Genomic DNA, 25,845 nt, shown 5'->3' with positions numbered 1-25,845 from the left:
AACGAGCGGTCATGCCGAAGAGAACTCCTGCGTAGCCTTGCACGACGGCGCTCAAACCAGGTGGAAGCCGTCGTGATGTGCCTTGAACTGGTCGAGCGTCACGCCCTTGAGCGTCAGCGTATCGTGCGCGGCATCGGTGATGACCGTGTCTTGACCACCGTTGGCGGACTGCGCCGCATCCACCATCGCCTGGACGCTGGCGAACAGCGAATGGTCGATCTCGACGATGTCCTTGTTGAGATTGAGATCGCCGATCGTGGCGCTGCCGAAATGCGGGTTGAAGACGAAGGTGTCGTTGCCACCCTTGCCGAAGATCGTGACGCCGCCGCCGACATTAACGAAATTGTCGTCCTGCCCCGTGCCGTTGATCGTCGATGCGCCGTCGCCGGCCAGCGTAATTGTGAGCGGCTTGGTAGCAGACGTGTCGTGGCCATCGCTGACCACGGCCTGATAGGTCACGGTCAACGTATCGCCCGGCTTGAGGAAATCCAGGTTCACCGCGTCCGGATGATAGGTCCAGTGCAGCACCTCCTTGTGGCCATCGGAGGTCGCGCTATCGAAGGTGATCGCCGCTGCGCTCGCCAGCGCGTCGACATGGACATTCTCGGGCAGGTTCGACGAGCCGTTGTACTTCACGACACCCTGGCCGAGCACGGACGCGGTCAGCGTATCGCCGATATCCTTGTCGCGAACCGTCAGAGTGCCGGACATGTCGCTCGACAGCTTCACCGGCTGATCCGGGATGTAGCCGGCCGACACATTGTCCAGCTCGAAGGCGTTCTGGCTGCTGGCGAGCACGACCTTGTTGAACGGCGTCAGACCGAGAAACTCGACATAGCCGTTCGACGCAGACGACGTCTGCCCGCCATTGGCGATCAAGGGCGCGACATCGCTGCCGGTGTAGAACGCGACGAGCTTGTTGTTGCTGTAGAACGAGATGCTGTTGTAGGCATCGACCGATCCCCAATACAGCCCAAAACTGTTCTTGATGCTGTCGAAGGTGATCGTCTCGTGCGCGTTGGCGCCGATGGTAAGATATTTGGTCTGGTCCCGGCCGCCATCCATGTAGGGCGCCGACAAAACCGACGAGGAGCCTTGCACGATCCCCGCGGCGCCGCTCGCCGTGAAGGTTGCGTGCAGGGCCTGGCTGTAGAAGCCGTCATGGCCGCGGCCCTCGCCTTCGAAGTCCCACGAGTTGTGATCGAAGGTCTCGGTTGCCATGCCCGCGGTGTTGGCGGTGGCGGAACTCGCCAGCTCGATTGCCCGCTCCGCCAGGATCACGGTCTGCACCGGCGGGTTGGTTTCAGCGACGATGACGGGCGCATCATTGGCGCCGTTGACGGTAATGGTGATGGGCACGTCGACCACGCCACCGCGACCGTCCGCGATTTCCACCGTGTAGGTCAGCGTCACCTGCTGGTCGACGCCGAGATAGTCGAAGCCCTTGTCCTTGGCCGAGAAGGTCCAGGACTGAGATCCCGTGCCTCCGGAGCCGGAATCCGTCAGCGGCCCCAGCGACAGCCAGCTCAGCAATACCGAACTGTCCGACGGAAGCCCGTCATGCGCGCCCTCGACCGCGACGCCGGTCACCTTCACGGCGTGCGTGTCGGTGACGTCGGCGTCCGTGAAGGTGATGGTGCCTGTTGCCGTATCTCGGAGTTTCGAGCCGGACGTATCCGCGCGCTCGGAGATCTCCGCAGCCTGCACGTCCGAGGTGATGACGGGCTGATCGTTGGTCCCCGTGATGGTGACGACGACCGTGGAGATCGCGGTGCCGCCCTGGTGATCGTCGACCGTGACCTTGGTGGTGACCATGACGGTCTCGCCGGCGCCGAGGAAATCGAGCGCGCCGTCGGCGATCGCATAGGTCCAGTCCACCGCGCCATTATTGGTGTTGGCGCCGTGGCTCAGTTGCAGCGCCTGCTCCAACGCCGCGATCTGGGTCGATGTCAGCTGGTTCGACAGATCGGTCTGGTGATCGGCCGCAGTCCATTTGACTTGCTGAGAGTCGGCGAGGATCGAAGCCGCCGGACGATCCGTCAGATCGACATCGGTGAAGTGAATGGTGCCGGTGGCGGTGTGCGGAGCGGACGACCCGGTCTGCTCGGCGGTTTCCGCGATGCTGCCCGCCTGATCGGGATCGGCGATGACCGGCGCGGCATCCTCCGCCGTCAGCGTGATCAGCGTTCCACCATGCCCATCGGTGCTTCCGGCGAAATGGGCGTTGCTGTAATCGCCGACAAGAGTGAGATCAATGCTGTGCCCCTGACCGTCGGTCACGGTCAGCACGCCGGTTTCGGCGTCGTAGGACGCGGTGGTCGTGGCGCTCCAGGCGATGGTCGACAGGTCGATCTTGTCGCCGACGCTGAGGCCGGCGATCTTGGCGGACAGCCCCGCGTCGTCGACGACGAGCTCGCTGCTTCCCTCGCTGCTGAAGTCGATGGTCTGATCGACATGACCGTCAACCTTCAGCGTCGCGCCGGCGTCGACCTTGATCTGGCCCGAGCCTTCGACGTTGCCGGTGATCTCGAAGTTGCCGGCGACGATCTCGATCGTGCCTTCGTTGTAGATCGTTCCGCTGAGACCGCTCACGCCGCTCGCCGTGATCGTCCCGTAGACGTGCAACTCGCCGTCGCCGCTCACCTTGGTGTCGACCAGAGCGAGGATCGCATCGAGGTCGACGGTGAACACGCCGGCATTCTCGACCTGCACGCCGGACAGAGTCACGTCGTGGCCGGCGATCTCCAGCGTGCCCGCGATCTGGACCTCCAGCGTGCCGCCGGTGAGGCTCGTGCCGCCGTCGAGCACCAGGGTCGACGGCACCGGGGTATCGCCGGCCTCGTCGATGATGATCACGCCGCCGGCATTGTCGATCGTGACATTGTCGAACGTGGACGCCGCCTCGGTCTCGACATGCACCGTGCCGCGATTGACGAGATCACCGCCGGTGATCGTGCTGTCCTCGATCAGCAGCAGCGCGCCCTCGTCCACCTGCACGATGCCGGAGCTGTCGACGGAAACATCGACGAGCGTCGCGCCCGCGGCCGACGCGACCTCGAGCGTCGCGCCCTCGCCGATCGTCACGTCGACGCTGGTCACCACGGCGCCGCCCTCGAGGGTGAGGACCACCGAACCTTCCGCGAATTGTCCGACGCTGTCGCCGATCAGAACGGAGCCGCCCTGGACGGCGCTGCCGTCAATGACGCTGTCGCCATCGACCGAGATCGTCCCCGCGCTGGTGATGGCCCCGCCCGCGATGGTCGTGCCGCTCAGCGACAGCGCGCCGCTCAGCGCAATGGTGATGGCCGCGGCATTCGCATTGGTGATGGTTTCGTCGTCCAGCGCATTGCCGCTGCCGGACACTGCGATGACGCCGGAATTGTCGACGATACCTCCGATCAGGGCGCCATGGCCGGCCAGGGCAATCGTTCCGCTGGACTCGTTGGTGATCACGCCCGCGGTGATGCTCGCGTGCGTTAACGTCAGCGTCGCGGCGTCTTCCACCGTGATGCTGCCGCCCGCATTGTCGATGCTGGTGCCGCCGTCAAGCGTCAGCTCGCCATCGGCCTTGATGTCGATGAGGCCGACATTGGTCACGCTCTCATTCGAGAGAGTGTTCCCTGTACCGGATACATCGACCGTGCCGAAATTATCGAGCTCGCCGCCACGGATCTCAGCTCCGCCCGTCAACTGCAGCACCCCGCCGGGCTGCTCCGGACTCTCCTCGCCGTCCTGCAGCGTCCCGATATTCTGGATGACCGGCACGCCCTGGATCAGGATGGTGCCGCCGTCGATGCTGCCGCCATCGAGAGTCAGGGTGGCGCCGAGGTCGACCTGGATCAAGCCGGAGCGATCCTCACCGGCGTTCTCGACGTCGGCATGCACGACCAGCGTGCCGGCGCTGAGCTCGATCGTTCCGACGTTGCTGATGATCGCCGAGGCGCCGAACACGCCGCCGCCCGCCAGCAGCACCGTGCCGGAATTGTGCAGCTCGCTCTGGTCGAGCAGTTGCGCCGACCCGCCGACGCTGAGAATCGCATCCGAGAAATTGTAGATGCGGGAATCGGCCTTGGCCGTCAGCGCGCCGCTGATCGTCAGCGTGCTGTGATTATCGAGCTGCGGGACCGCCCCGCCGCCGAAATCGTTCAGGCTCACCGATTTGGCGAAGGCGGCCGAGTCGATCGTCACCGGGAAGGCGGGCGTCAACCCGTGCAACTGATCGGTGATGATGATGACGTCGTCGGCCGCGGTCGGAGCAAGGCCCGTCGCCCAATTCGCGCCGTCGCTCCACAGCATGACCTGGGCGCCGCTCTGCCCATCGGGCTGGGTCGTGGCAATCCAGACCACCGCGGGATCATCGGTACCGGTAATGGTGACCGTGACCGTCTGCGTCGATGTCGCGCCTTGCGAATCCTTCAAGGTCACCGTGTAGGTGAGCGTCAGGGTCTTCCCGGCCGGGATGAAATCGGCGACATAGACCGGAAGGTCGGCCAGGGTCCAATTGATCTTGCCCGTGCCGCTGCCGGTGCTGTCCAACGCCAGCGACGCCGTCAGCGCCTGCTCGAACAGCGCCAGCGGAGCCGGCGGGATGCTGCCACCGCCCTCGAGAACCGCGCTGCTCAGCTTGGCCGAGACCGTATGGGTATCGGTGAGATCGACATCCTTGAAGGTCAACGTGCCCGATGTCGGATCATCTGATGTCAGCGGCCCGCCGGGAACGCTGGTGCCGCCCTCGAACGCAACCGTCGGGACGCTCGCCACGATCTCGGGCTTGTCATTGGTGCCGGTCACCGTGATCGTGATCGGCACCTCCGTGTACTCGTTGGACGGCGCGAAATTGTTGTCGACACGCACCACGTAGGTCAGCGTCAGCGTCTCGCCGGCGGCCAGGAAGTCGAAGGACTTGTCCGGAACGCTGTAGGTCAGCGTTGCCGAGCCGAAGTTCTTGTTCGTGGGATCGGGCACCACCGTGATCTTCACGGCCGTCGCCATCACGTCCTGCACTTGCAGGGCGTTCAATGAACCCGTGACATCGGCCTGATCCGCGCTCTTGTAGGCGTAGGATTTGAAGCTGACCGAGACCGTCGGCTTGTCGATGGCATTGACGTCGAGGAAATTGACCCGGCTGAGGACGGTGTCGAAATCGGTCGTATTCCCGGTCTGGCCGGCGCGCTCGACCAGACCGAACGACGTCGTCAGCTTACCGTTGCTGTCGAGAATCCGGACCTCCGGCGCGCCCGGAAGATGCGACGGCTGCTCGGACGTCGTACTCGACGGCGTGGTCGGGGTGGTGGTGTCGGTCAGCTTGATGATCGGCGTCGCGCTGGTGCCGTTGGGCAGCGTCAGGGGCGCCAACGGCTGCAGCACGCCGATATCGGTGAAGTGGGTGTTCGATTTCGGATTCGTGTTGTCGGTGAACTTCAGCGAGAACACGTCGTTGATGAGCTTCTGGATATCCGGCGAGAGCGGCACGGCGCTCTGGTTCACCACGCCGTTGCTGATCTGAATCTGCTGGCCGGCCTGGTTGACCACGGCGATCGGCTGCAGCGTCGTTTTGTCGAACAGCACGTAGGATCCGGTGCGCCCGTCGGGCTCGACCAGCACCTGAAACTTGGCGTCCGGCAAACCGCCCTGACCCGGCACGTTGAAGTCGATCTCGACCAGGACGGCGGTGCCGCGAATGCCCATGGTCGCGACCGGCGTGTCGACCTTCATGTCGCCATGCTTGGCGGTCTCGCCGGCGACGAAGGAGATCGTGCCCGCGACCAGGCTGATCAGCGACGAGTTGTTCGACCCGTTGGGGTCGTAGACCATCTCGTTCAGCACCATCCGCGCATTCGAGGAGAGGCCGAAGACGGTGCCGTCGATGAAGGTGATACCGAGCGTCGAATTCGAGCCGGACTGGACGATATCGCCCTTCTCGACGTTGTCGCCGTTGTGAAGCAGGATCGACACGCCGTTGCGGATCACCGTCGCGGTGCCGACCAGCTTCGTCACGTGCCCGATCACCTTGCCGCCCGCAGCGGCGGCGCCGGCCTGACTGACCTGCACCGCGCCCGACAGCGCATTGACGAGGTCGCCGGTCAGATGCGCGCCATCCGGCGAGGCCAGCGGCGCCCGCTTCTCGCCCTTGAAATAGTCGGGGAGCACGAGGTCTCGACCGTCTGACGACAGGATCAGATCGACGCCGGATCGCTTGAAATCGGCACTGAACAGAAAATGCGCGTCGGGAACGACGATCGCATCCGCCGGCGCGTGAGCGGGTGGCACGTCCAGCCGCACAGGCGCGTGCGCGGGGGTGCCCAGGCCATCGGAGAAAAGCGCGGCGTCAGACTTGCCAGCGTAATTCACGGGGCCACCGAACTATGGTTAATGAATACATAAGAATGAGCGTTCAAAGCGTCCATATCACTGGTGGGTGCCTGGAGGAACCATCTTCAGCTTGTGCCCCCGAGGGCTGGAAACTGCGCCTCCCGCGGGATTGCTTCGATAATGTCAAGATTTCGCCGTCTTTTCGGCTGACGCCGCAAAACACTTACAAGTATTCAGTCAGCGTCATTTGGCTAACCAAAGTAATCTGAAGTACTTTGGAAGACATGATTACCTTTCCTGACCTCGGCATCCTCACCGGCGTACCCTTATGATCGGATTTCAAGTCGAGCAGTGTGATCGGGCCAACAAGAATCAAAGATTTGCATCAATTTAGCAGGAGCTGCGGCTCGACGCAGGCCACAACCTTGCCGCGAATCCGAGAGATGGTCGCGACCCTGGCTCGCCTTTCGTTAGAATTTGTCGCATCGGCGCAACACAACGTTCAGCGTGAAGGTCGAGATTTGATCGCCCGTGCGCCGGCCGTAAGTCTGGGCCAAGGGGTCCCCGCCCATGCTGCATGCAACATCGGGTTCCGCCAGGCGCTGCATTGCGCCGGAGGAGATCTGGGGCATGGGGCGTCACATGACTATTCTCAAGCTGATGCGCGCGTCGCTGGCCGTCGCCGCGGCCGTCGCGGTCGTCTGGACGGGCGATCCGGCAGGGGCAGGCCCGATCGGCCAGCCGTTGGGACTGGCAACCACCATTCGCGCGACGGCAGAACCTTTCGGGCTGATACGAGTCGACCTGCAGACGGGCTCGCTGGCCAGCAAATGGGCGGCGCTCGCGCGCAAGCTCGACGACGAGCGGGTTCAATTGGCGCTGTGCGACGGTGACCGCGCGCACTGCGTTTCGCCGGCCGCGCTCAGCCTCTTGGCCATCGTCGACCAGGGCCGTCTCCGCACCGGCCGGGCCCGGCTCGGCGAGATCAACCGCGCCATCAATCTGTCCATCCGGCCGGCCAGCGACCTCGACCAGTATGGCCAGATGGACGTCTGGGCCTCGCCGCTGGCGACCTTCGATCGCCATGCCGGCGACTGCGAGGACTATGCGATCGCCAAGTTCGTCGCCCTGCGGCTGGCGGGGATCGACGCGGACGACCTGCGCATCGTGATCCTGCGCGACATCGTCCGCGGCGAGGATCACGCCGTCGCCGCCGCCCGCCTCGACGGACACTGGCTGCTGCTCGACAACCAGCGCATGGCCATGATCGAGGACAGCGATGCGCAGCGTATCCACCCCTTGTTCGTGCTCGACGAGACAGGCATCGGCCGATTCCAGCCGGCCCCCATGCTGGCGGAGATGGCCGGTTTGACCCGCTAGCCTCCAGCATTCGAGCTGGAAAGATCCGATCGATGCCCCCATCATCGCCGTGATCCCGTCCGGACGCGGTGGTCCAATCGCCAGGGAACGCGTTGCTTCGAGGCGCGACCTGGCGTCCGCCGACGTGATCGAGCGGCCGTTCACCGCGCCGCAACGAGTTGCGTTCAAGTTGCCGACGCGAACCAACGAGCGGTCATGATGCCAGACAGCCCTGCCCTCGCCGTGCGAGGTCTCACCAAATGCTTCGAACGGCCGGCGGTCGATGGCCTCGACCTCGTGGTGCGTTCGGGCGAGTTCTACGCGCTGGTCGGTCCCAACGGCGCCGGCAAGACCACCACCCTGCGCATGGTCGCAGGGCTGCTGCGGCCGGATGCCGGACAGGTGGAAATCTTCGGCATCGATGCGCTGCGCGATCCGATCGCCGCCAAGCAGGTGATGGCGTGGGTCTCCGACGAGCCCATGATCTACGACAAGCTCACGCCGCTCGAATATCTGGAATTCGTCGCCGGGCTGTGGGGCATCGATCCCTCGACGTCCGGCCAGACCGCCCGCGATCTGCTGATCTCGCTCGGGCTCGAGCCGCATCTGCACGAGCGCTGCGAGGGATTTTCCAAGGGCATGCGCCAGAAGGTGGCGCTGGCGGGCGCGCTCATTCATGATCCCCGGCTGATCATCCTGGACGAGCCGCTCACCGGTCTGGACGCCGTCTCCGCACGCCACGTCAAGGGACTGCTGGCCGAGCGCGTCCGCCGCGGCGGCACGGTGATCATGACGACCCACATCCTCGAAGTCGCCGAGCGCATGGCCGACCGGATCGGCGTCATCGCCGCCGGCCGCGTGGTGGCCGAGGGCACGCTCGCCGAATTGCGCCAGCAGAATGGCCGCACCGACACCAGCCTCGAGGAACTGTTCATCGCTCTCGTCGAGGTGGAGCCCGCGGCATGACGCGGGCGGCGACGCTGGCCTGGTTCGCGCGCCACGAGCTCAGGCTTGCTTGGCGCGAATGGCTCGGCATGATCACCGCCGGCAAGCGCCGCCGCACGCGCGCCGCTATCATCGGCCTCGTGCTGTTCGGCGCGGTCATGCACGTGCCGGCCTGGGTCGTGGTCGGCCGCTATGCCGATCTCGCGCCGCCGCTCGACAAGACCGCGCTGATCGTCGTCACCGCGACCATCATGCTGTCGTGGGCGCTGATGTTGTCCCAGGCGATCGAGTCGGTGACGCGCGTGTTCTACGCCCGTGCCGATCTCGATTTGATCATGTCGTCGCCGGTGCGGCTCGCCGAAATCTTCTCGGTCCGGATTGCCGCGATCGCGCTGTCCGTGACCAGCATGGCGCTGCTGCTGGCGACACCGTTCGTCGACGTGCTGCTGATCGAAGGCGGCGTGCGCTGGCTCGCGGCCTTCGTCGTGGTCGCAGCGGTGGGACTGTCTGCCGCCGCGATCGCCATCGCCATCACCATCATCCTGTTCCGCCTGATCGGTCCTGCGCGCACACGGCTGGTGGCGCAGATCCTGGCCGCGGTGATCGGCGCCGGGTTCGTGATCATGCTGCAGATCGCGGCCATCATGTCCTATGGCACGCTGTCGCGCTTCGCCATCCTCACCTCCGATGCCGCGGCGGCGATCGCGCCCGATCCCGACAGTCTCGTCTGGCTGCCGGCGCGCGCGGCGCTCGGCGACGGCCAGGCGCTGCTGATCCTGCTGGCTGCCGGATTGCTGCTGCTCGGCGTCGTCATGCTGGTGTTCTCGCCGCGCTTTGCCGACACGGCGATCAGCGCTGCGGCCCAGGGGGTCTCGACCCGCGCCGGCGCGAAGATCCGGGCGTTCCGCGGCGGCTCGCGGCAGCAGGCGCTGCGCCGCAAGGAATTCATGCTGCTGCGGCGCGACCCCTGGCTGATCTCGCAGACGCTGATGCAGCTGCTCTATCTGGTGCCGCCGGCCTTGTTGCTGTGGCGGAGCTATTCCGACAGCTCGCAGGCCGTCATCCTGATCACGCCGGTCATCGTCATGGCCGCCGGCCAGCTCGCCGGCGGCCTGGCCTGGCTCACGATCTCCGGCGAGGACGCGCCGGAGCTGGTCGCCACGGCGCCGTTGCCCGCCTCGCGGATCGTGCGCGCCAAGATCGAAGTGGTGCTGATCGCGATCACGCTGATCTTCGCCCCCCTGGTGCTCGCGTTCGGCTGGGTCGCTCCGGCCCAGGCGGCGGTCACGGCGGCGGCCGTGCTGATCGCGACCATCTCCTCCACCGCGATCCAGCTCTGGTTCCGCATCCAGGCGCGGCGCAGCCAGTTCCGCCGCCGCCAGACCTCGTCCCGGCTCGCGACCTTCGCGGAAGCCTTCTCCTCGATCGGCTGGGCTGCGACTGCAGCGCTCGCGCTGGCGCTGCCCGAAGGGGCCGTGATCTGCGGGCTGATGACCGCAGCGCTGCTGTTCTTCGCCTGGAAGCTGAGCCCGGCTCGGGCCTGACAGTTTCAGCGCAGCACCTCCATGACGGCAGCCGTGAACGCCTCGGGCGCCTCCTGCGGCAGATTGTGGCCGGCGCGCGGGATCACGCGATGCGCGATCCGGTTGCTGAATTTTCCAGCGTGCGCACGGCCGTCGGTCGCCGGGGTGACGCCATCGGCATCGCCATCGAGCGTGATCGTGGGCGCGGTGATGACGGGCTGCGCCGCCAACCGCTGTTCGAGCTCCTGATAGCGCGGGTCCCCCTCGGCCAGGCCGTAGCGGTGGCGATAGCTATGGATCACGACATCGACGTGATCCGGATTGTCGAAGGCCTCGGCCGAGCGCGCGAAGGTCGCATCGTCGAAGCGCCAGTTCGGTGACCATTGCTGCCACAGCAGCCGCGCGATTTCGGCGCGGTGGGCGGCGAGCCCGGCGCGGCCGCGTTCGGTCTGGAAGTACCATTGATACCAATAGGCAAATTCCTGCGGGACCGAAGCAGGCTTGAGCGCCTTCGCGATATCCTGGATGGCATAGCCCCCCACCGAGACGAGACCGACGCAGCGTTCCGGCCACAGCGCCGCGCCGACGCAGGCCGCCCGTCCGCCCCAATCATAGCCGGCGAACACGGCACGCGGGATCGCCAGCGCATCGATCAGCGCGATGAGGTCGGCGCCGATCGCCGCCTGCTGACCCGATCTCGGTATCGACGGATCAAGGAAGCGCGTCGACCCGTAGCCGCGGACGTAGGGCACGATCACCCGGCAGCCCTGGGCAGCGAGGCGCGGCGCGACGTCGACATAGGAGTGGATGTCGTAGGGATAGCCGTGCAGCAGGATGACGGCCGGACCATCGGCCGGTCCGCTTTCGAAATAGGCAATGCGCAGCACGCCTGCATCAATCTCGCGCAGCGGCTGTAGTCGAGCAGTCATGACATCCTCCCACGTCGTCCACCCGCCCTCATCGATCGGTGCGTTGTGGTGAGGATAGTGAAGATGCGGTTTAGGCGCTACACTCGCAGCTGCCGTTGAAGGGGAACCGACATGCTGCGCTCGCTGGTCTCGCTGCTCGCCGTCCTGATCTCGTTCGCAACGCCTGCGCTGGCGCAATCGGGACCGCGCACCAGCGAGTGTCTCGCGATGGCCGGCAACACGCCGCGCGCGATGCCTGTCAGCCTGCGCCGGACAGCCGCCGCCAACGAAGTGACGATCACCTATGCCGGTCATTCGACCTACTTCATCGACACGCCGATGGGCATCCGCATCGCCACCGACTACAGCGGCGCCTATCAGGTCGGGCGGCTGCCGGACGTCATCACCATGAACCGGGCGCATTCGACGCACTACACGCTGGCGCCCGATCCGCGCATTCCGCACGTGCTGCGCGGCTGGGGCGACGACGGCAAGCCGGCGCAGATCTTCGAGCGCATCGGCGACGTGCTGGTCCGCAACATCACCACCGACATCCGCCGCTATTTTAGCGACTCGCTCGGCGCCGACATGATCAAGGACGGCAACTCGATCTTCATCTTCGAGGTCGCCGGCCTTTGCATCGGCCATCTCGGCCATCTGCACGTCAAGCTCGACGAGACGCATTTCGCCGCGATCGGCCGGCTCGACGTGGTGATGGTGCCGATCGACGGCACCTACACGATGTCGCTGGACGGCATCTCGGAGATCACCAAGCGGTTGCGCGCCTCGGTGGTGCTGCCGATGCACCGCTTCGCGACGCCGCTCGATGAGTTCATGCGCAAGATCGGCCAGCAGTTCGAGATCGACCGCCGCACCGAGCGGTCCTTGAAGATGTCGCGCGAGCTTTTGCCGTCGAGCCCGACCGTTATTATCCTGGACGGGGTCTAGGCGCCCGCGAGGCTGGTGCCGCGGCGGCCTTCCGGAGTCAGGAACATGCGCTTGAGCTTGTTGATCACGCGCACCGCCAGCCCGAGCACGTAAGGCTGCGTCTTCAGGCAGAAGGCGAGCTTCTTGACGTGGCCCTCGACATGCCACTTCGCATGCGCGCCGTCGCGGAAGAAGACCACGTCGCCCGGCCCGTAACGCTTCGCCGGCATCCCCTCGCTCTCCAGCACGATCGCGCCTTCGAGGATCAGGATTGTCTCGTCGAAATCGTAGTACCAGTTGAACTTGCCCTCGGTGCAATGCCAGACGATGGTCGACCCGAGGCCGTCGCTGCTGCGCGCGATGGTGCAGGAGGTCGCGGTCGGATTGCCCTCGATGATCCAGGACGGCTCGATCGGCGCGGGCGACAGGTCGACGGTGAGATTGGCGGTTTCGATCAGGGACGGCGACATCATGGACCTCAAATGCATCGGGCTGAAATGTTCCGGCGGGCGCCGGCATGAGCCCGCGACCGTAGCGGGTTGCACCTAACCGGTGCTTTCCGCGGTCGTTAAGATTTGATCCAATCGCCGCGACCTGCGGTCGCATCACAACCACGCCAGCGCTATAAACGTCACGCGGGCGCCGCAATTTGTTCGCGGCCTCGCCAAACCTGATGATCTACTGTTTGCCCGCACTGCAAGATGCGGTCGCGCCACCTCCGGTAGCCGTCCGCCGCCTTGCGCCGTGCCTTCACCTTTAGAGATTTGCCGACGTCGCAGAGATAAGGATTTCCAGGATGCGCCGACTGAGACTCGCCCTCACGCTGTCCGCCGCCACGCTCGCAACCACGCTTGCAGCCGCCAGCCTCGTCATGGCCGGCGAGACGCCGGCTCCCGACAACGCCAAGGCCTACTTCATCAACCTGAAGGACGGCGACAAGGTGGCCTCGCCGGTCCTGATCCGCTTCGGCCTGTCCGGCATGGGCGTCGCGCCGTCCGGCACCGAGGCCCCGAACACCGGCCACCATCACCTCCTGATCGACGCGCCCGCGCTCGAGGGCGACGCGCTGAACGAGGCCATTCCCGTGGACGCCGGCCACGTGCATTTCGGCAAGGGCCAGACCGAGGCCTCGGTCAACCTGACGCCCGGCCAGCACACGCTGCAGCTCGTGCTCGGCGACTGGAGCCACATCCCGCACAACAAGCCGGTCATGTCGGAGCGCATCACCATCACCGTCGAGCCCAGCACCCAGGCCAAGTCTCCATAAGTCCGAAGTCTCCATAAGTCCGGACCGGCGCAGCTTGTGATCCCGCGAGCTGCGCCGCCTCCCGTTGCTGCATTTCTGACACCTCGCGCTCATCTACGTCTTGAACGCCAGCCGCAGGCCGCCCCAGTGGCGATCCCTGATCCTGATCGGCACATCGATCTCCTTCACGATCATCGTGACTCCGCCGCCCATGTCGCGCTCGTAGCGTTGCGCGAGATGCCCGCGGAGCGTTCGCGCAGCCGCCATGCCGGCGCGGTCCTTATAGAAGCGGCGGTTGCGGCTGTTTGCGACGTTCCAGGCCTGGTCGCCCGGCCGTTGCGGCTGCGAGACCTTGCGGTTGTGGGTCGGGATGTAGGCATTCCTGTCGATCGCGACGCAAAACACGACGTTCGGATCGGCGGCCAAGGCCGCCTCCTGGAGCGGCGCCAACAAGCGGTCGCAGAGGGTCGTGAACGGAGCTTCGAACTGCTCGGGATCGGTGCCCGCAATCCGCCGGTAGTCGAAATCGAACCAGGTCGCGATGGTGCTCTCGCCTGACGCGATCGACTGCTCGATCGCGGCCGTGATCCTGTCGGCCACCGCCATTGCCGCATCGACCTGAGCCTGGTCGGCGCCGTCGATCTTGGCGAGGAGGGCCGTGACACCGCGATGCTCGCTCTCGCCGGCATCGCGAAAGCTGACGTGAACGTCGCGATTGCCGATCGCAACGATCTCGCCTTCGACCGCGCCGAACGCCGCGCAGTCCACCTTCACAGGCTGCTGCTCGGCAAGACCGACGACATCCATCGCGGCGCGGAAGCGCAGGCCGCCCGCGGAGAGATCGAGCACGGTCCCGTCGATATGTCCTCCGCGGCCATGGAGGCGCGCGGCAATGCTCACGGGCCGGCGCATGTCGGACGTCCGGCGGTCGCCGACGCTCGAGCTGCGCAGCGACACCATGAGGTTGGCGCGCAACTCCGAGACCCGGCCATTGGTGCCGGTCACGAGCTCCGACACGGCCTGGGTCTGCTGCTCGATCTGCGACGAGCGGCTGGAGATCCGGGTGACATTCTCCGCGACCAGGGCCACGCCGGACGAGGCCTCGGCGAGACTGCGCGCGACCTCGCGCAAGGTCGCCTCCTGCTCCTCGGCCGCCGCGGCCATCGCGGCGCTCGCGCCATCGATGCTGCCGATCGCCGCGCTGATCTTGCTGATCACGGCGGTCGAGTCCGAGGTGGCGCTCGAGATGCGGTCGATGCGCTGAGCGATGTCGTCGGCAGCCTCGGACGTCTTGCGCGCCAGCGCCTTGACCTCATGCGCGACGATCGCGAACCCGGCGCCGGCCTCGCCGGCGCGCGCCGCCTCGATGGTGGCGTTGAGCGCCAGCAGATTGGTCTGCGCCGCCACCTCCGCGATCGTGCTGACCACCGAGGAGATCTGCTCGGCGGCATCGCTCAAGGCAGCGACCGTCGATCCCGCCTGCTGCGCTTCGCGCGCCGCGCGGCTGGCGAGCTCTGCCGTCTCGGCCGCGCGCTGCGCGATCTCCCGTCCCGTCGCCGACAGCTCTTCCGCCGAGCTCGACACCGTGGTGACGTTGCTGCTCGCGCTGGCGGAGGCCTGCGCGACCATGCCGGCCTCGCTCGCGATCGTCTTCGCCTCCGACACGGCCTGCGCGCTGCGCGTCGAGGCGTCGCTGCTGATCGTCATCACCTCGGCGACGGCGCAATCGAGATCCGTCTCGAGCAGCTCCCACATCTCGGCGAACATCCGTTTGCGCTCGCGCTCGGCAACCTCCTTGGCCCTGGCCTGCTCCTCGGTGAGGCGGCGGTTCTCCAACAGCTTGCCGTGGAAGATGCCGAGCGCGTGCGAGATCTGGCCGACCTCGTCGCGGCGCTTGACCTTCTCGAGGCGGACGTCGAGATCGTTCTGCGCCAGCCGCTCCATCGCGCGGGCCATCTGCAGCAGCGGCGAAGCGAGCCAGCGGCCGAACAGGAACGCGCCTGCGGCGGTGACCAGCAGCGTGATGCAGATCGACCAGAACACGTAGTCCTTGACCGCGGCAAGCTCGGCCTTGACCACCCCGAGCCGCTGGTCGGCCGCGGACCTGATCGCCTGCAAGGTCGGGCTGATGCTGTCATAGTGCCGCGTCAGCTCGGCCGCTTCAGCCATCAGCTTGGTTTGTCCAGCCATGTAGGCGAGGAAGCTCTCGCGATAGATGGTCATCAGCTTGACGATCTCGGCCTTGACCGCCTCCGGCAGATCGGCCTTGGCGAGCTCGGGGCCGAACTCGTCGACGCGCTTGCGCAGATCGTCGCCGTATTTGGGATCGCCGCGCAGCATGAAATCCTTCTCGTGCCGGCGCATCATCAGCATCAGCACGGCGAGGCGCGGCTGGTCGTATTTCGTCAGCTGGCTCTCGATCGAGCGGACGGCGCCGCGCAGCTTGCCCTGGAGGCCGTCGTTCTCGTTGAAGCCGATGAGCTTCTGCGCGGCGACGAGGTTGGCGAACCGGCTCGCATAGCCGTTGACGGCCTCGCGCGACGCAGCGGCCTGCCGCGCGGTCTCGTCATCCGGGTTCGCCGCGAGGATCTGGTCGACCTGGTCGAGCCGCGACGCAATCGACGCCACGGTCTGGTCGTGCGTTGCGACCTTCGCGTCCGACGGCTTCTGCAGGAATTCGCTCGCCGTCCCCCGGGCCTGCAACAGCCCCTCCCAGATGCCGCCGCTCAGGCCGGCGAGCGTCGCGACACGATCGGCGATCCGCTGGCTGCGCCGCTCGATCGAAAGGCCTGCCAAATACAGGCAGCCGATGACCGCAACACCGGCCACTCCAAGACAAAGAATTTGGCCTCTCAGCCCAAATCGAATTCCGCCGCGCGCCGGACTCACATCCGAAACGACCATCGCTGTTCCCTATGCGTCTATGAAGTAACAGCGGCGAGTTTTATGCGTTTTGCTTAATGACGAACTAATTACGATAGGCACGACGAAACAATTCAACCCATGGATGCAGTAGATTTACGGGATTTCCCGTCGACCTACGCGCTGCCCAACAGCTCTACTCACGCTCTCGTGCAGTCGGCGGCCCGTCATGCGACGGACCGCCAACACGCGAATCGGATTACGCCCACTCGCCGTTGCGGAACACCGGCACGCGGCGGCCATCGGCATGAACGCCATCGATGTTGGTCTCGGCGGCGCCGATCATCCAGTCGATATGGATCAGGCTCTGGTTGCCGCCTTGCGCGGCGATCTGCTGCGGCGACAGCGAGGTGCCGTTGACGAAGCACTTCGAGTAGCACTGGCCGAGCGCGATGTGCGAGGCGGCGTTCTCGTCGAATAGCGTGTTGTAGAACAACAGGCCGCTCTTGGAGATCGGCGAGGAATGCGGCACCAGCGCGACCTCGCCGAGCCGGCGCGCGCCCTCGTCGGTGTCGAGCACCTTGTTCAGCACCTGCTCGCCCTTCGACGCCTTGGCCTCGACGATGCGGCCTTCCTCGAACTTGACCTGGATGTCGTCGATCAGCGTGCCCTGATAGGACAGCGGCTTGGAGCTTCGAACGTGGCCGGACACGCGACGGCAATGCGGCGTTGTGAACACCTCCTCGGTCGGGATGTTGGCGTTGCAGGTGATGCCGTTCTTCGCGGTCGAGGCGCCGCCTTCCCATTCGTGCCCGTCGGCCAGGCCGATCGTGAGATCCATGCCGGGGCCGGTGTAATGCAGCGCATGGAAGCGCTGGCCGTTGAGCCATTCGGTGCGCTCGCGCAGCACCGCGTTGTGGCGCTCCCAGGCGGACACCGCATCCTCGCGATCGACTCGCGACGCGGCGAAGATCGCGTCGGCAAGCTTCGCCACAGCGACCTCCTCCGGCACATCAGGGAAAACCAGCTTGGCCCAGGCCGGGCTCGGATAGGCGATGATGTTCCAGTTGGTCTCGAAATTGGTGATCTTCTCCAGCGCCGGCTGATAGGCCTTGGAGTTGGCCTTGCTGGCGCGCGCGACCTTGGCCGGATCCTGGCCCGACAGCAGCATCGGATTGTCGCCGACGATCGCGAGCCGCGCGGTGTTCTCGGTGAACGCCTTGGCCATGCCCTGGTAGAGCCAGTCCGCGGCGCGGTCGAAGCTGGTGTCGTGACCATAGCGATAGCGAGCGAGCGTCAGCTCCTCGTCGGAAAAGAACGAGGTCACGATGCCGGCGCCGGCCTTGTAGGCGTGCTCGGCCACCTTGCGCACCAGCGGCAGCGCCACCGACGGCGCCGTCAGCAGCAAATCCTGCCCCGGCCGCAGTTGCAGCCCGACCTTCACCGCCACCTCGGCAAGGCGGTCAAGCTTCACGGGATCGATAGCGGTATCGAAGCTTCGGGGGTGTGCGGTCATCTTGTATCCAGTTCCGTTGCTTGGGATGTTGAAGAGATAGGCCAATGGATGGAGCGGTCAATGGCGAAGGCCGCGCCGCATTCTCCACCGTCGTCCCGGGCAAGCCACGGCGCGCGCCAGCGCGATGTGGCGCCGACCCGGGACCCATAGCCACCGGGGGAGTCGTTGCGCGAGCTGGCCGCTCCAGCGTGCCTCATACGAACGCTGCGGAGTATGGGTCCCGGATCAGCGCCGCGACGCGCCTTGCGCGTCACGGCTTGTCCGGGACGACAACGGATTGTGGCACAGACATTCATCCTCGCGCCCGCTTTCGCGTCCGAGTGTTGCTCGTTCAGTCACCCTCTCCACCGAGGGTGCAGGGAGAGCCGGGCCTCGACTGAGGCCCGTGGCCCGCCTGCGGAAAAAATGCAGGCGGCAGGTACCACAGGTCCAGCCGGAACGACCCGGCCCTCCCTGCGCGATGGCTTTACGGCTGCTTCGCGCTCTCCCAGGTGCACCGGGCTTTCTGGCCACCTTGTCGCGACAATGCGCTTCTCGCGCCTTGCGCGGGACACCAGCATCGGGGTGTCAGGACCACGCGACTTGACCGTGCGGACCAATCTGTTCGTCGGCGCGATGTGATCACGCTGCAAACCGGCCCGCCCACCACATCCCGCACCCCACGCTTCGTGACGACCGCGCAGCGCCCCTCGTCGATGAGGCGGGACGAGGGAGATAAGATCATGATTTTCCGAAATCGCGAAGCGGAATATTTTTACTAACAGGACTGGACAGCCCAAATCAGCTTGAACGCAAAGGTGAAATCAGATTCTGCGCGCTGGCCGATGGCGCGTTGCTCTGGGCCTGCCGACAGCGGGCCTCCCTGCTGCTGACTCGATGAGCCGTGCACTCTCCTCGCGTGAGGTCGTTCCCTCCCCCTTGTGGGGGAGGGCTAGGGAGGGGGGCGCCACGCCCACCGTCCTCTCGGCTACCCCCTCCCCAACCCTCCCCCACAAGGGGGGAGGGAGCGTGGAGATCTTGCACTCCTAACGAGGACGAACTGGCAGGCGGATGAGCTCGTAGCTCAGATGCCTGCCGGCTCAATGAGCCGTGCCCTCTCCTCGCCCGAGTTCGTTCCCTCCCCCCTTGTGGGGCAGGGCTAGGGAGGGGGGTGGCCACACCCACCACCCTCTCGGCTACCCCCCTGCCCCACAAGGGGGGAGGGAGCGTGGAGAGCTTGCCGTCCTCACGATGACAACCTTGAAAGGACAACGCGTGACGCAGCGGCCATCTGCACGAGGTCGCGCGCGGTCACGAATGGCAAAGGTTGCCGACGCGGAATCCCTTTCCGTCATGCATCGCGCCGCAATCTGTCAGTCCTCTACGCGGAGATCCTCACCATGGACGTACCAGTCCGCGCGCGACGCCCAGTGGACGTGGCGATCCGGCACAGCGCCGAGCGGCTGATCGAAACTGCCGGCGGGAATGATCGCCTCCCTGCCGCTGCGCGTGAGATGCGGCATCGGGCTGCCGCATCGCGAGCAGAACGCCGTGGCGAAGCTTCGCGCCTGCGGCAGGTCGAAGCGCGAGACGCTCTCCTCACCACGCAGCCAGCGGAGAGCCGGCGCTTTGACGATGACTTCGCACGAATGTGCCGCGCCGCTGGCCTTGCGACAGCGCGAGCAATGACAGTTGAGAAATCGATCGAACGGAGCATCGACCTCGAACGCAACCTGGCCGCACAAACAGCTGCCACGAAACGCGGTCATTTCTTCCTCCTTTTGCCATCGAGCTGACAAGCGGCCGCCGGCGACGCGCGGCTAGACCGAGTCAAGCAAATTGATCAATTCGGAACTGCCGCAGCGGGCAGTCGCATCCCAGAAATGCATGGCTCACGAGCGATTCCGTCACGTTGAGGACACGTTTGCCGGTTGATTGGCGCGCGGCAGGGGGATTTCACAGTGTACAGGAGTCCTCCGAATGTACCGCGTTGTTCTTGTCGTCGCCGCATTGCTGGCTCTCTCCGTTCAAGCCGAGGCACGTCCTCGTCATCATCATCATCACTATTCCTATCATCATCACTCCTCCCATCACCGCTACGCCTATCGCCAGCACTCCTTCATGAACGCGATGGCTTCGATTCCGGGCGAAGCCCGTGTCGTGGCCGGTCGACCGTCGGGATGTCCCCATGCCTTCTGCGGCTGCGAAGCGTCGCTCTATACGTTTGGCCGGATCATTCCCGAGTTGAACCTCGCGTCCAACTGGCGCCGCTTTCCGCGCGCCATGCCGGCGCCGGGCATGGCGGCCGTCCGCTCCGGCCACGTCATGATCCTGCAGCAGCAGGTCGCCGGCAATGTGTGGCTGGTGCATGACGGCAATTCCGGCGGCCACGTCACCCGCGAGCATCCGCGCTCCATCGCCGGATATACGATCGTGAATCCGCGGGGTGGTTCGACGATGTTCGGCGCGGCAGCCGGAGCCACGCGCGAAGCCCGTGCGTCGCGCTATCAGCGGGTGGCGCGCAACACGCGCTCGGATGGGTGGATGGCCAGCGCGGCGCCGATGGCATTCAATTAGGACGAGGTCGCTCCCTCCTCTCTTGAAGTGAGGCTGTCGCGACGTACGATCCTGCAAGTGAGTGACTCCGTCATGCCCGGGCCTGTCCCTCCTGCGCGGCCGAAGCCGCTTCGGCGCGGCGGAGGCTCGGGCATCCACGTCCATCCACGGGTGCCGAACGACGTGGATGGCCGGGAAAAGCCCGGCCACCATGACGGAGAGAGATCAGCGCGAAACGACGATCTTCAAACGCGAGAGGATTGCATCATCGGATGCAAGCCGGGTGGGAGAGGGACAAGTCGTTCCGCTCGCACGTCCCGTGCGGCAGCCCCTCACCCCAACCCTCTCCCCCTAAGAACGGGGAGAGGGAGTCGAGGCACCGCCGGCGTGGAGCCAGAGGCTTCTCGTCGCCTTATTACTTCTGCGGCTCCGTCGTCGACCACAGCAGGGTCGTCGCGTTCTTCTCGTAGGCCATGCCCTTGGGGTAGCTGATCAGCTCCATCTGCAGGTCCCAGGGCGTCAGGAAGTACAGGATCGACTGGCCGGCCGCCGGGCCTTCATTGATCGGGATCGGGCCCTGCATGGTGCGCACGCCCTTCGACTTCAGATACGCGGCGGCCTTGTCGATGTCGTCGACATAGAGCGCGATGTGGTGGCCGCCGAAATCGCTGTTCTTCGGCTGCGTCTTGGCCTGGTCCGGCGACTCGTACTGGAACAGCTCGATGTTGGAGCCATAGCCGCAGCGGACCATGCTGATCTCGTGGATGACGGCGCGCGGATGCACGTTGACAACGTCCTGCATGAAGGTGCCCTTCTCGTCGGAGAACGGCCCGAACGACATCGCCTGCTTGCAGCCGATCACGTCGGTGAAGAAGGCGATGGCGGCTTTGACATCCGGCACGGTGATGCCGGTGTGGTCGTGGCCGCGCAGGCCGGGGATGGAGTCGGCGGCGGCGAGGGTGGAGGAGAGAGCGAGGGCGGCGAGAGCGGTGCTGATGAGTTTGGTGATTTTCATTGAAGACTCCGACCTAGGATTGACATCGAACGATTGGGGCCTCGTGCTTCGAGACGCGCCGCCAAGGCGGCGCTCCTCAGCATGAGGGTTTGAGTTCCGAATGCGGCGCGCACATCAGCTATCGGCTGAGAGCTCGGGAGATGAGCCCGGAGCTTCGCACCGCCCCGCGCGCCCGGGCTGCTCGAACCGCCCCCTCCCCTCACCCTGAGGAGCCCGCCATAGGCGGGCGTCTCGAAGGGCGAGGCCGCTGCTGGGGCCTCATGGTTCGAGACGGCGCCATGGGGCGCCTCCTCACCATGAGGATTGAGATCGAAATCTCGCAGCGCGCGCACACGCACGCTGCCGTCGTTACGCTCACCCCGCCGCCAGCTGCTTCTCCACCGCCTTGTGATCCTGCGCGAGGCCGGCGGCGAGGCCGCGGGCCATGTCGCCGACATAGATGTCCTCCTCGCCCGCCTCATAGCCGTCGAGGATCTCCTTCGCGGCGTCTGCCGGCGTCATCTTTGGAATCGGCAGCCCGGCCGTCATCCGCGTATCGACTGCGCCGGGCAGCGCGCCCGCGACACGGACGCCTTTCGGCTCGAGCTCGCCGCGTAGGCCCTGCGTGAGGCTCAGCGCCGCGGCCTTGGAGGCGCAATAGGAGCCCATCAGCGGCAGGTTCACGCGCGCGAGGATGGTGAGGATGTTGAGCACCGCCCCGTGGTTCTTGATCAGCACCGGCGCGAAGGCGCGGGTGAGCCGCAGCGGCGCGAGATAGTTGATCGCGATCTCCTCGGTGGCGATGGCGAGATCGGGGGCGAGCAGGAAGGCGGTGTTGTGGTTGACGCCGGCATTGTTGATCAGCAGCGTCGCGTCGGAGGCCTGCGCTGCGGCGGCCGCCGCGTCGGCATCGCTGGTGACGTCGAGCTTGAGCGGCACGACCTTGTCGGTGGCCGCAAGCCCGGAGATATCGCGCGCGGCGGCGTAGACCTTGGCGGCGCCGCGCGCCAGCAACTCGGCGATCAGCGCGGTGGCGATGGCACCGGTGGCGCCGGTGATGACGACGACGGAGTCCTTGACCGAAGTGCTCATGCGGCTGATCCCTGCTGCTGTGGTTGCTGACGGGACGGGGAGTCGTCGAGCCAGCCCGGCTCGACATCGGGGAGCGGAATGGCTGCGAGGAGCTGGCGCGTGTAGGCGTGTTGCGGATGGGAGAAGATGCGGCCGACCGGTCCGTGCTCGACCACCTCGCCGCCCTTGAGAATGGCGACCTCGTCGCAGAGCACGCGAATCACCGACAGGTCATGGCTGATGAAGACGACGGTGAGGCCGAGCTTGGCGCGCAGTTCCTTCAGCAGCATCAGGATGTGCGCCTGGGTCGAGACGTCGAGGCCGGAGACGATCTCGTCGGCGACGATGAAGTCCGGCTGCAGCGCGAGCGCCCGCGCGATGCCGGCGCGCTGCCGCTGGCCGCCGGAGAGTTCGTGCGGATAACGATCGACGAACGACGTCGGCAGGCCGACCAGATCGAGCAGCGCGGCGGCCTTGTCGCGGCGGTCGCGCCGGCCGCTGAGGCGGCCGTAGACTTCGAGCTGGCGCGTCAAGGTCACCGCGAGCGGCAGCCTCGGATTGAGCGAGGATTGCGGATCCTGGAAGATCATCTGGATGCGCGCGCGCAAGGGTCGCAACGCGGCTTCCGAGAGATGGCTGATTTCGACGCCATCGAACTGGATGCCACCCGAGGTCGGCTCCAGCAGCCGCACCAGCAGCCGGCCGAGCGTGGTCTTGCCCGAGCCGGATTCGCCGACCAGGCCGAGCACCGCGCCGCGCGGCACGGCGAGATCGACGGACTTGATGATTTCGCGCATCACAGGCTTGCCGAACAGCGAGGTCGAGCGCGCCGGATAGGCGAAGCCGAGCTGGCCGGTGCGCAGCAGGATGTCGCTCATGCCGGCCTCCCGGCGCCGAGTTGATCGAGCCGGCGCGCCTCGGCCCACAGGCTCTCGATCAGCGCCGGCGGCACCGGCTTCAGCGCATCCGCAGGGCGATCCGCGCGCGGTGTCGCCGCCAGCAGCGCGCGGGTATAGGCATGATGCGGCTTCACCAGCACGTCGGCCGTCAAGCCGTCCTCGAGCACGCGGCCGGCATGCAGCACGGTCATGCTGCGACATACTTTTGCGACGACACCGAGATCGTGGGTGACGAACAGGATCGCGGCGCCATGGCGCTGGCGCATCCGCTCGACCAGCTGCAGCACCTGGCGCTGCACGGTGACGTCGAGCGCGGTGGTCGGCTCGTCGGCGATCACCAGCGACGGATCGCAGGCGAAGGCCATCGCGATCAGCACACGCTGGCGCATGCCGCCGGAGAGCTCGTGCGGGTATGACGCGAGCACGCGGCCGGAATCGCGGATCGCGACCTCGGCGAGCAGCTCGGCGGCGCGGTCGAGCGCGGCGCGCTTGGAGAGCTTCAAATGCAGCTGCAGCACCGCCGCCATCTGCGCGCCGATGCGCCGGACGGGATTGAGCGAGGTCATCGGGTCCTGCGGGATCAGCGCGATGCGGCGCCCGAGCAGATCGCGGCGCTGCTTGTCGGGCATCGCCAGGAGATCGCGGCCTTCGAAGCTCACATGGCCCGCCGTGATGTTCGCCTTCGCCGGCAGCAGACCGAAGATGGTGCGGCCGACCATCGACTTGCCGGCGCCGGACTCGCCGACCAGTCCGCGCACCTCGCCGGCCTCGACGCGCAAGGAGACGCCGCGCAGCACCTTTGCGGCCCCGATCGCGACGTGCAGGTTTTCGATCTCCAGCACGGCGGTCATCGGCGCTGCACCGGGTCGAGCGCGGCGCGCAGACCGTCGCCGAACAGATTGAAGCCGATGACGCTGACGATGACGGCGGCGATCGGCAGCGCCATGATCCACGGTGCCTGATAGACGATCTGCCGTCCCTCGGTGATCATGCCGCCCCAGCTCGCGGTATCGCCGGTGACGGAGATGCCGACGAAGGAGAGGATGACCTCGACCAGGATCGCGATGCCCATCTCGACGGCGAGCAGGGTCACGATCAGCGGGATCAGATTGGGCAGGATCTCGAGCCGCAGCGCCTGCATGCGGGTGAGGCCAAGCACGCGCGACGCGGCTGCGTAGTCGCGGGCGAGCTGGGCCTGGGTCTCGGCGCGGGTGATGCGCGCAAAGCGCGTCCAGTCGACCACGACGATCGCGGCAATGACGGAGGTCAGGCCGGCGCCGATCACGGCGGCGAGCACGATCGACAGCAGCACCGGCGGAAAGGCCATCCAGACGTCGATCATGCGCGACACCAGCTGATCGGGCACGCCGCCGAACGCGCCGGCGATCAGGCCGAGCGCGACGCCGATGAGCGCGGCGAGCGCCGAAGCGACCAGCGCCACCGCCACGGCGGTCCGCGCGGAATACATCAGCCGGGAGAGTACGCAGCGGCCCAGGCTGTCGGTGCCCAGCGGAAACGCCGCTTCGCCGCCGCGCATGAAGGCTGGCGGCAGTTGCGCCGACATCAGGTCCTGCTCGGCCGGGTCGTGCGGGGCGATGGCTGGGGCGAACAGCGCGATCAGCAGCAAGAGAGCAACGAGGCCGCCGCCGATCCACAGCCGCGCTCCGCCGCGCGCGAGCGCGCTGCGCCAGCGCGAGGGCGTTGCCATGATGGGCCCTGAGAGAACGAGATCAGCCATGACGCAGCCTCGGATCGAGCAGCGCGACGAGAAGATCGACGGCGAGGTTGAGGGCGATGAACAGCACGGCGAAGGTCAGGATCAGCCCCTGGATCAGCGGGAAGTCGCGGTTGATGACGGCATCGATCGCCATGTTGCCGATGCCCTCATAGGAGAAGATGCGCTCGACCAGCACGGTGCCGCCGAGCAGCAGGGTGACCTGCACGCCTGAGAGCGCCACCGTGGGGATCAGCGCGTTGGGAAACACCTCGCGTTGCAGGATCGTGGTGCGCGAGAAGCCGCGGGTGCGGGCGATCTGGGCGTAGTCCTGGTCCTCGGCCTCTGCGAGCTGCGCCTTGAGGAGGCGCGCGACCAGCGCGGCGAAGGGCAGCGCCAGGGCGATCGACGGCAGCAACATGTGGCGCAACAGATCGGCGGCGACGTCGAGGCGCAAGGTGAGCAGGCTCTCGATCATATAGAAGTGGGTGCGGAAGGCCACGGCGAGCTGCGGATCGAGCCGGCCGGAGATCGGCAACAGCGGCAGCAGAACGCCGAAGCCGAGCAGCAGGATCAGCGCCCAGAGGAAATCGGGAATCGCGAGGAAGACGCCGTTGACGGTGTCGAGCAGCCATTCGGCGCGGGTGCCGCGCATGAGGCTGCCGACCAGCGCGACCGCTCCGCCCATCAGCAGCGCCATGACGACCGAGAGCGCGGCGAGTTCGAGCGTCGCCGGCAGCCGTGCGCCGACCAGCTCGAACACCTGCTGGCGCAGGCTGATCGAGCGGCCGAAATCGCCTGATACGACCTGGCCGAGCCAGGTGATGAACTGCGACAGCAGCGGCTGGTCGAGGCCGTAGAGCGCGCGTAGCCGCGCGATATCGGCAGGCGAGGCGCCGGGCGGGATCATCATGGCGATGGGATCGCCGGGCACGACGCGCAACAGCACGAACACGATGGCGCCGACGCCGAGCAGAGTCGGCGGGATCAGAGCGAGGCGCTTGAGAATGGCGCTCCAGCGCATCGCTCGGTCT

18 protein-coding genes are annotated in these 25,845 nt (G+C 66.2%); 6 read left to right on the top strand and 12 right to left on the bottom strand.

What is annotated here, in order from left to right; genetic code table 11:
• Positions 1 to 51 precede the first annotated feature (51 nt).
• Positions 52 to 6,351, bottom strand: a complete 6,300-nt coding sequence (locus ACQR1Y_RS28400) for an Npun_F0296 family exosortase-dependent surface protein (RefSeq protein ID WP_434878988.1) — start codon at positions 6,349 to 6,351, stop codon at positions 52 to 54.
• A gap of 603 nt (positions 6,352 to 6,954) precedes the next feature.
• Between ACQR1Y_RS28400 and ACQR1Y_RS28395 the strand changes: the two genes are divergently transcribed.
• The 3 genes from ACQR1Y_RS28395 (at position 6,955) to ACQR1Y_RS28385 (ending at position 10,160) form a co-directional block, all read left to right on the top strand.
• Entirely contained in the window at positions 6,955 to 7,692 is a 738-nt protein-coding gene (locus ACQR1Y_RS28395) for a transglutaminase-like cysteine peptidase (RefSeq protein WP_434878989.1), read from the top strand.
• Positions 7,693 to 7,887: 195 nt separating this feature from the next.
• On the top strand, positions 7,888 to 8,637 hold the full coding sequence (locus ACQR1Y_RS28390) for an ABC transporter ATP-binding protein (protein ID WP_434878990.1): 750 nt from the start codon (positions 7,888 to 7,890) through the stop codon (positions 8,635 to 8,637).
• A complete protein-coding gene (locus ACQR1Y_RS28385; protein ID WP_434878991.1) occupies positions 8,634 to 10,160 on the top strand; it encodes a permease in 1,527 nt (508 codons plus the stop codon). The genes ACQR1Y_RS28390 and ACQR1Y_RS28385 overlap by 4 nt, the downstream gene beginning before the upstream one ends.
• Positions 10,161 to 10,165: 5 nt before the next feature.
• Here the strand turns inward: ACQR1Y_RS28385 and ACQR1Y_RS28380 are convergent, their stop codons facing one another.
• Positions 10,166 to 11,068 (bottom strand): alpha/beta fold hydrolase, encoded by a 903-nt coding sequence (locus ACQR1Y_RS28380; protein WP_434878992.1) that lies wholly within the window; start codon positions 11,066 to 11,068, stop codon positions 10,166 to 10,168.
• A gap of 111 nt (positions 11,069 to 11,179) precedes the next feature.
• Between ACQR1Y_RS28380 and ACQR1Y_RS28375 the strand changes: the two genes are divergently transcribed.
• The gene (locus ACQR1Y_RS28375; RefSeq protein ID WP_434859609.1) at positions 11,180 to 11,995 is read left to right on the top strand and encodes an MBL fold metallo-hydrolase; all 816 of its coding nucleotides are present in this window, start codon (positions 11,180 to 11,182) and stop codon (positions 11,993 to 11,995) included.
• Here ACQR1Y_RS28375 and ACQR1Y_RS28370 read toward each other — a convergent pair.
• Positions 11,992 to 12,444: a cupin domain-containing protein gene (locus ACQR1Y_RS28370; protein ID WP_434879045.1), complete on the bottom strand. Its 453-nt coding sequence runs from the start codon at positions 12,442 to 12,444 to the stop codon at positions 11,992 to 11,994. The two genes, ACQR1Y_RS28375 and ACQR1Y_RS28370, sit on opposite strands and share 4 nt — an antisense overlap.
• A 326-nt stretch (positions 12,445 to 12,770) precedes the next feature.
• Here ACQR1Y_RS28370 and ACQR1Y_RS28365 point away from each other — a divergent pair, with 326 nt between their 5' ends.
• Positions 12,771 to 13,241 (top strand): DUF4399 domain-containing protein, encoded by a 471-nt coding sequence (locus ACQR1Y_RS28365; RefSeq protein WP_434878993.1) that lies wholly within the window; start codon positions 12,771 to 12,773, stop codon positions 13,239 to 13,241.
• 93 nt (positions 13,242 to 13,334) lie between these two features.
• Here ACQR1Y_RS28365 and ACQR1Y_RS28360 read toward each other — a convergent pair whose 3' ends face one another.
• The 3 genes from ACQR1Y_RS28360 to ACQR1Y_RS28350 all read right to left on the bottom strand — a co-directional run bounded on the left by ACQR1Y_RS28360 (position 13,335) and on the right by ACQR1Y_RS28350 (position 19,346).
• Complete coding sequence (locus ACQR1Y_RS28360; protein WP_434878994.1) at positions 13,335 to 16,016, bottom strand: methyl-accepting chemotaxis protein; 2,682 nt, start codon at positions 16,014 to 16,016, stop codon at positions 13,335 to 13,337.
• A gap of 325 nt (positions 16,017 to 16,341) precedes the next feature.
• Positions 16,342 to 17,598: an aminopeptidase gene (locus ACQR1Y_RS28355; RefSeq protein WP_434878995.1), complete on the bottom strand. Its 1,257-nt coding sequence runs from the start codon at positions 17,596 to 17,598 to the stop codon at positions 16,342 to 16,344.
• 1,352 nt (positions 17,599 to 18,950) lie between these two features.
• Entirely contained in the window at positions 18,951 to 19,346 is a 396-nt protein-coding gene (locus ACQR1Y_RS28350) for a GFA family protein (protein WP_434878996.1), read from the bottom strand.
• Positions 19,347 to 19,557: 211 nt separating this feature from the next.
• On the opposite strand from ACQR1Y_RS28350, the gene ACQR1Y_RS28345 reads away from it, so the two are divergent.
• Positions 19,558 to 20,154, top strand: coding sequence for a hypothetical protein (locus ACQR1Y_RS28345; RefSeq protein WP_434861726.1), 597 nt, complete (start codon positions 19,558 to 19,560; stop codon positions 20,152 to 20,154).
• Positions 20,155 to 20,548: 394 nt separating this feature from the next.
• Here ACQR1Y_RS28345 and ACQR1Y_RS28340 read toward each other — a convergent pair whose 3' ends face one another.
• The 6 genes from ACQR1Y_RS28340 to ACQR1Y_RS28315 all read right to left on the bottom strand — a co-directional run bounded on the left by ACQR1Y_RS28340 (position 20,549) and on the right by ACQR1Y_RS28315 (position 25,835).
• Complete coding sequence (locus tag ACQR1Y_RS28340; RefSeq protein WP_434878997.1) at positions 20,549 to 21,148, bottom strand: VOC family protein; 600 nt, start codon at positions 21,146 to 21,148, stop codon at positions 20,549 to 20,551.
• 354 nt (positions 21,149 to 21,502) lie between these two features.
• On the bottom strand, positions 21,503 to 22,219 hold the full coding sequence (locus tag ACQR1Y_RS28335; RefSeq protein ID WP_434878998.1) for an SDR family oxidoreductase: 717 nt from the start codon (positions 22,217 to 22,219) through the stop codon (positions 21,503 to 21,505).
• Positions 22,216 to 23,076 (bottom strand): ATP-binding cassette domain-containing protein, encoded by an 861-nt coding sequence (locus ACQR1Y_RS28330; RefSeq protein WP_434878999.1) that lies wholly within the window; start codon positions 23,074 to 23,076, stop codon positions 22,216 to 22,218. Before ACQR1Y_RS28330 ends, ACQR1Y_RS28335 begins: the two co-directional genes overlap by 4 nt.
• Positions 23,073 to 23,948, bottom strand: coding sequence for an ABC transporter ATP-binding protein (locus ACQR1Y_RS28325; protein WP_434879000.1), 876 nt, complete (start codon positions 23,946 to 23,948; stop codon positions 23,073 to 23,075). Before ACQR1Y_RS28325 ends, ACQR1Y_RS28330 begins: the two co-directional genes overlap by 4 nt.
• Positions 23,945 to 24,835, bottom strand: a complete 891-nt coding sequence (locus ACQR1Y_RS28320) for an ABC transporter permease (protein WP_434879001.1) — start codon at positions 24,833 to 24,835, stop codon at positions 23,945 to 23,947. The genes ACQR1Y_RS28325 and ACQR1Y_RS28320 overlap by 4 nt, the downstream gene beginning before the upstream one ends.
• Positions 24,828 to 25,835 carry an ABC transporter permease gene (locus tag ACQR1Y_RS28315; protein ID WP_434879002.1) on the bottom strand — a complete coding sequence of 336 codons (1,008 nt, stop codon included), beginning with the start codon at positions 25,833 to 25,835 and terminating at the stop codon, positions 24,828 to 24,830. The genes ACQR1Y_RS28320 and ACQR1Y_RS28315 overlap by 8 nt, the downstream gene beginning before the upstream one ends.
• Positions 25,836 to 25,845 lie beyond the last annotated feature (10 nt).

Source organism: Bradyrhizobium sp. HKCCYLRH3099 (assembly GCF_051167855.1).
Classification (GTDB): Bacteria; Pseudomonadota; Alphaproteobacteria; order Rhizobiales; family Xanthobacteraceae; genus Bradyrhizobium.
This window is presented reverse-complemented; position numbering and strand designations above follow the sequence as displayed.

What these genes read in the sequence shown, in the direction of transcription:
- ACQR1Y_RS28395 (WP_434878989.1), top strand. Translation starts at nt 6,955, where the DNA reads ATGACTATTCTCAAGCTGATGCGCGCGTCGCTGGCCGTCGCCGCGGCC.
- ACQR1Y_RS28390 (WP_434878990.1), top strand. Translation starts at nt 7,888, where the DNA reads ATGATGCCAGACAGCCCTGCCCTCGCCGTGCGAGGTCTCACCAAATGC.
- ACQR1Y_RS28385 (WP_434878991.1), top strand. Translation starts at nt 8,634, where the DNA reads ATGACGCGGGCGGCGACGCTGGCCTGGTTCGCGCGCCACGAGCTCAGG.
- ACQR1Y_RS28380 (WP_434878992.1), bottom strand. Translation starts at nt 11,068, where the DNA reads ATGACTGCTCGACTACAGCCGCTGCGCGAGATTGATGCAGGCGTGCTG.
- ACQR1Y_RS28375 (WP_434859609.1), top strand. Translation starts at nt 11,180, where the DNA reads ATGCTGCGCTCGCTGGTCTCGCTGCTCGCCGTCCTGATCTCGTTCGCA.
- ACQR1Y_RS28370 (WP_434879045.1), bottom strand. Translation starts at nt 12,444, where the DNA reads ATGTCGCCGTCCCTGATCGAAACCGCCAATCTCACCGTCGACCTGTCG.
- ACQR1Y_RS28365 (WP_434878993.1), top strand. Translation starts at nt 12,771, where the DNA reads ATGCGCCGACTGAGACTCGCCCTCACGCTGTCCGCCGCCACGCTCGCA.
- ACQR1Y_RS28355 (WP_434878995.1), bottom strand. Translation starts at nt 17,598, where the DNA reads ATGACCGCACACCCCCGAAGCTTCGATACCGCTATCGATCCCGTGAAG.
- ACQR1Y_RS28350 (WP_434878996.1), bottom strand. Translation starts at nt 19,346, where the DNA reads ATGACCGCGTTTCGTGGCAGCTGTTTGTGCGGCCAGGTTGCGTTCGAG.
- ACQR1Y_RS28345 (WP_434861726.1), top strand. Translation starts at nt 19,558, where the DNA reads ATGTACCGCGTTGTTCTTGTCGTCGCCGCATTGCTGGCTCTCTCCGTT.
- ACQR1Y_RS28340 (WP_434878997.1), bottom strand. Translation starts at nt 21,148, where the DNA reads ATGAAAATCACCAAACTCATCAGCACCGCTCTCGCCGCCCTCGCTCTC.
- ACQR1Y_RS28335 (WP_434878998.1), bottom strand. Translation starts at nt 22,219, where the DNA reads ATGAGCACTTCGGTCAAGGACTCCGTCGTCGTCATCACCGGCGCCACC.
- ACQR1Y_RS28330 (WP_434878999.1), bottom strand. Translation starts at nt 23,076, where the DNA reads ATGAGCGACATCCTGCTGCGCACCGGCCAGCTCGGCTTCGCCTATCCG.
- ACQR1Y_RS28325 (WP_434879000.1), bottom strand. Translation starts at nt 23,948, where the DNA reads ATGACCGCCGTGCTGGAGATCGAAAACCTGCACGTCGCGATCGGGGCC.
- ACQR1Y_RS28320 (WP_434879001.1), bottom strand. Translation starts at nt 24,835, where the DNA reads ATGGCTGATCTCGTTCTCTCAGGGCCCATCATGGCAACGCCCTCGCGC.
- ACQR1Y_RS28315 (WP_434879002.1), bottom strand. Translation starts at nt 25,835, where the DNA reads ATGCGCTGGAGCGCCATTCTCAAGCGCCTCGCTCTGATCCCGCCGACT.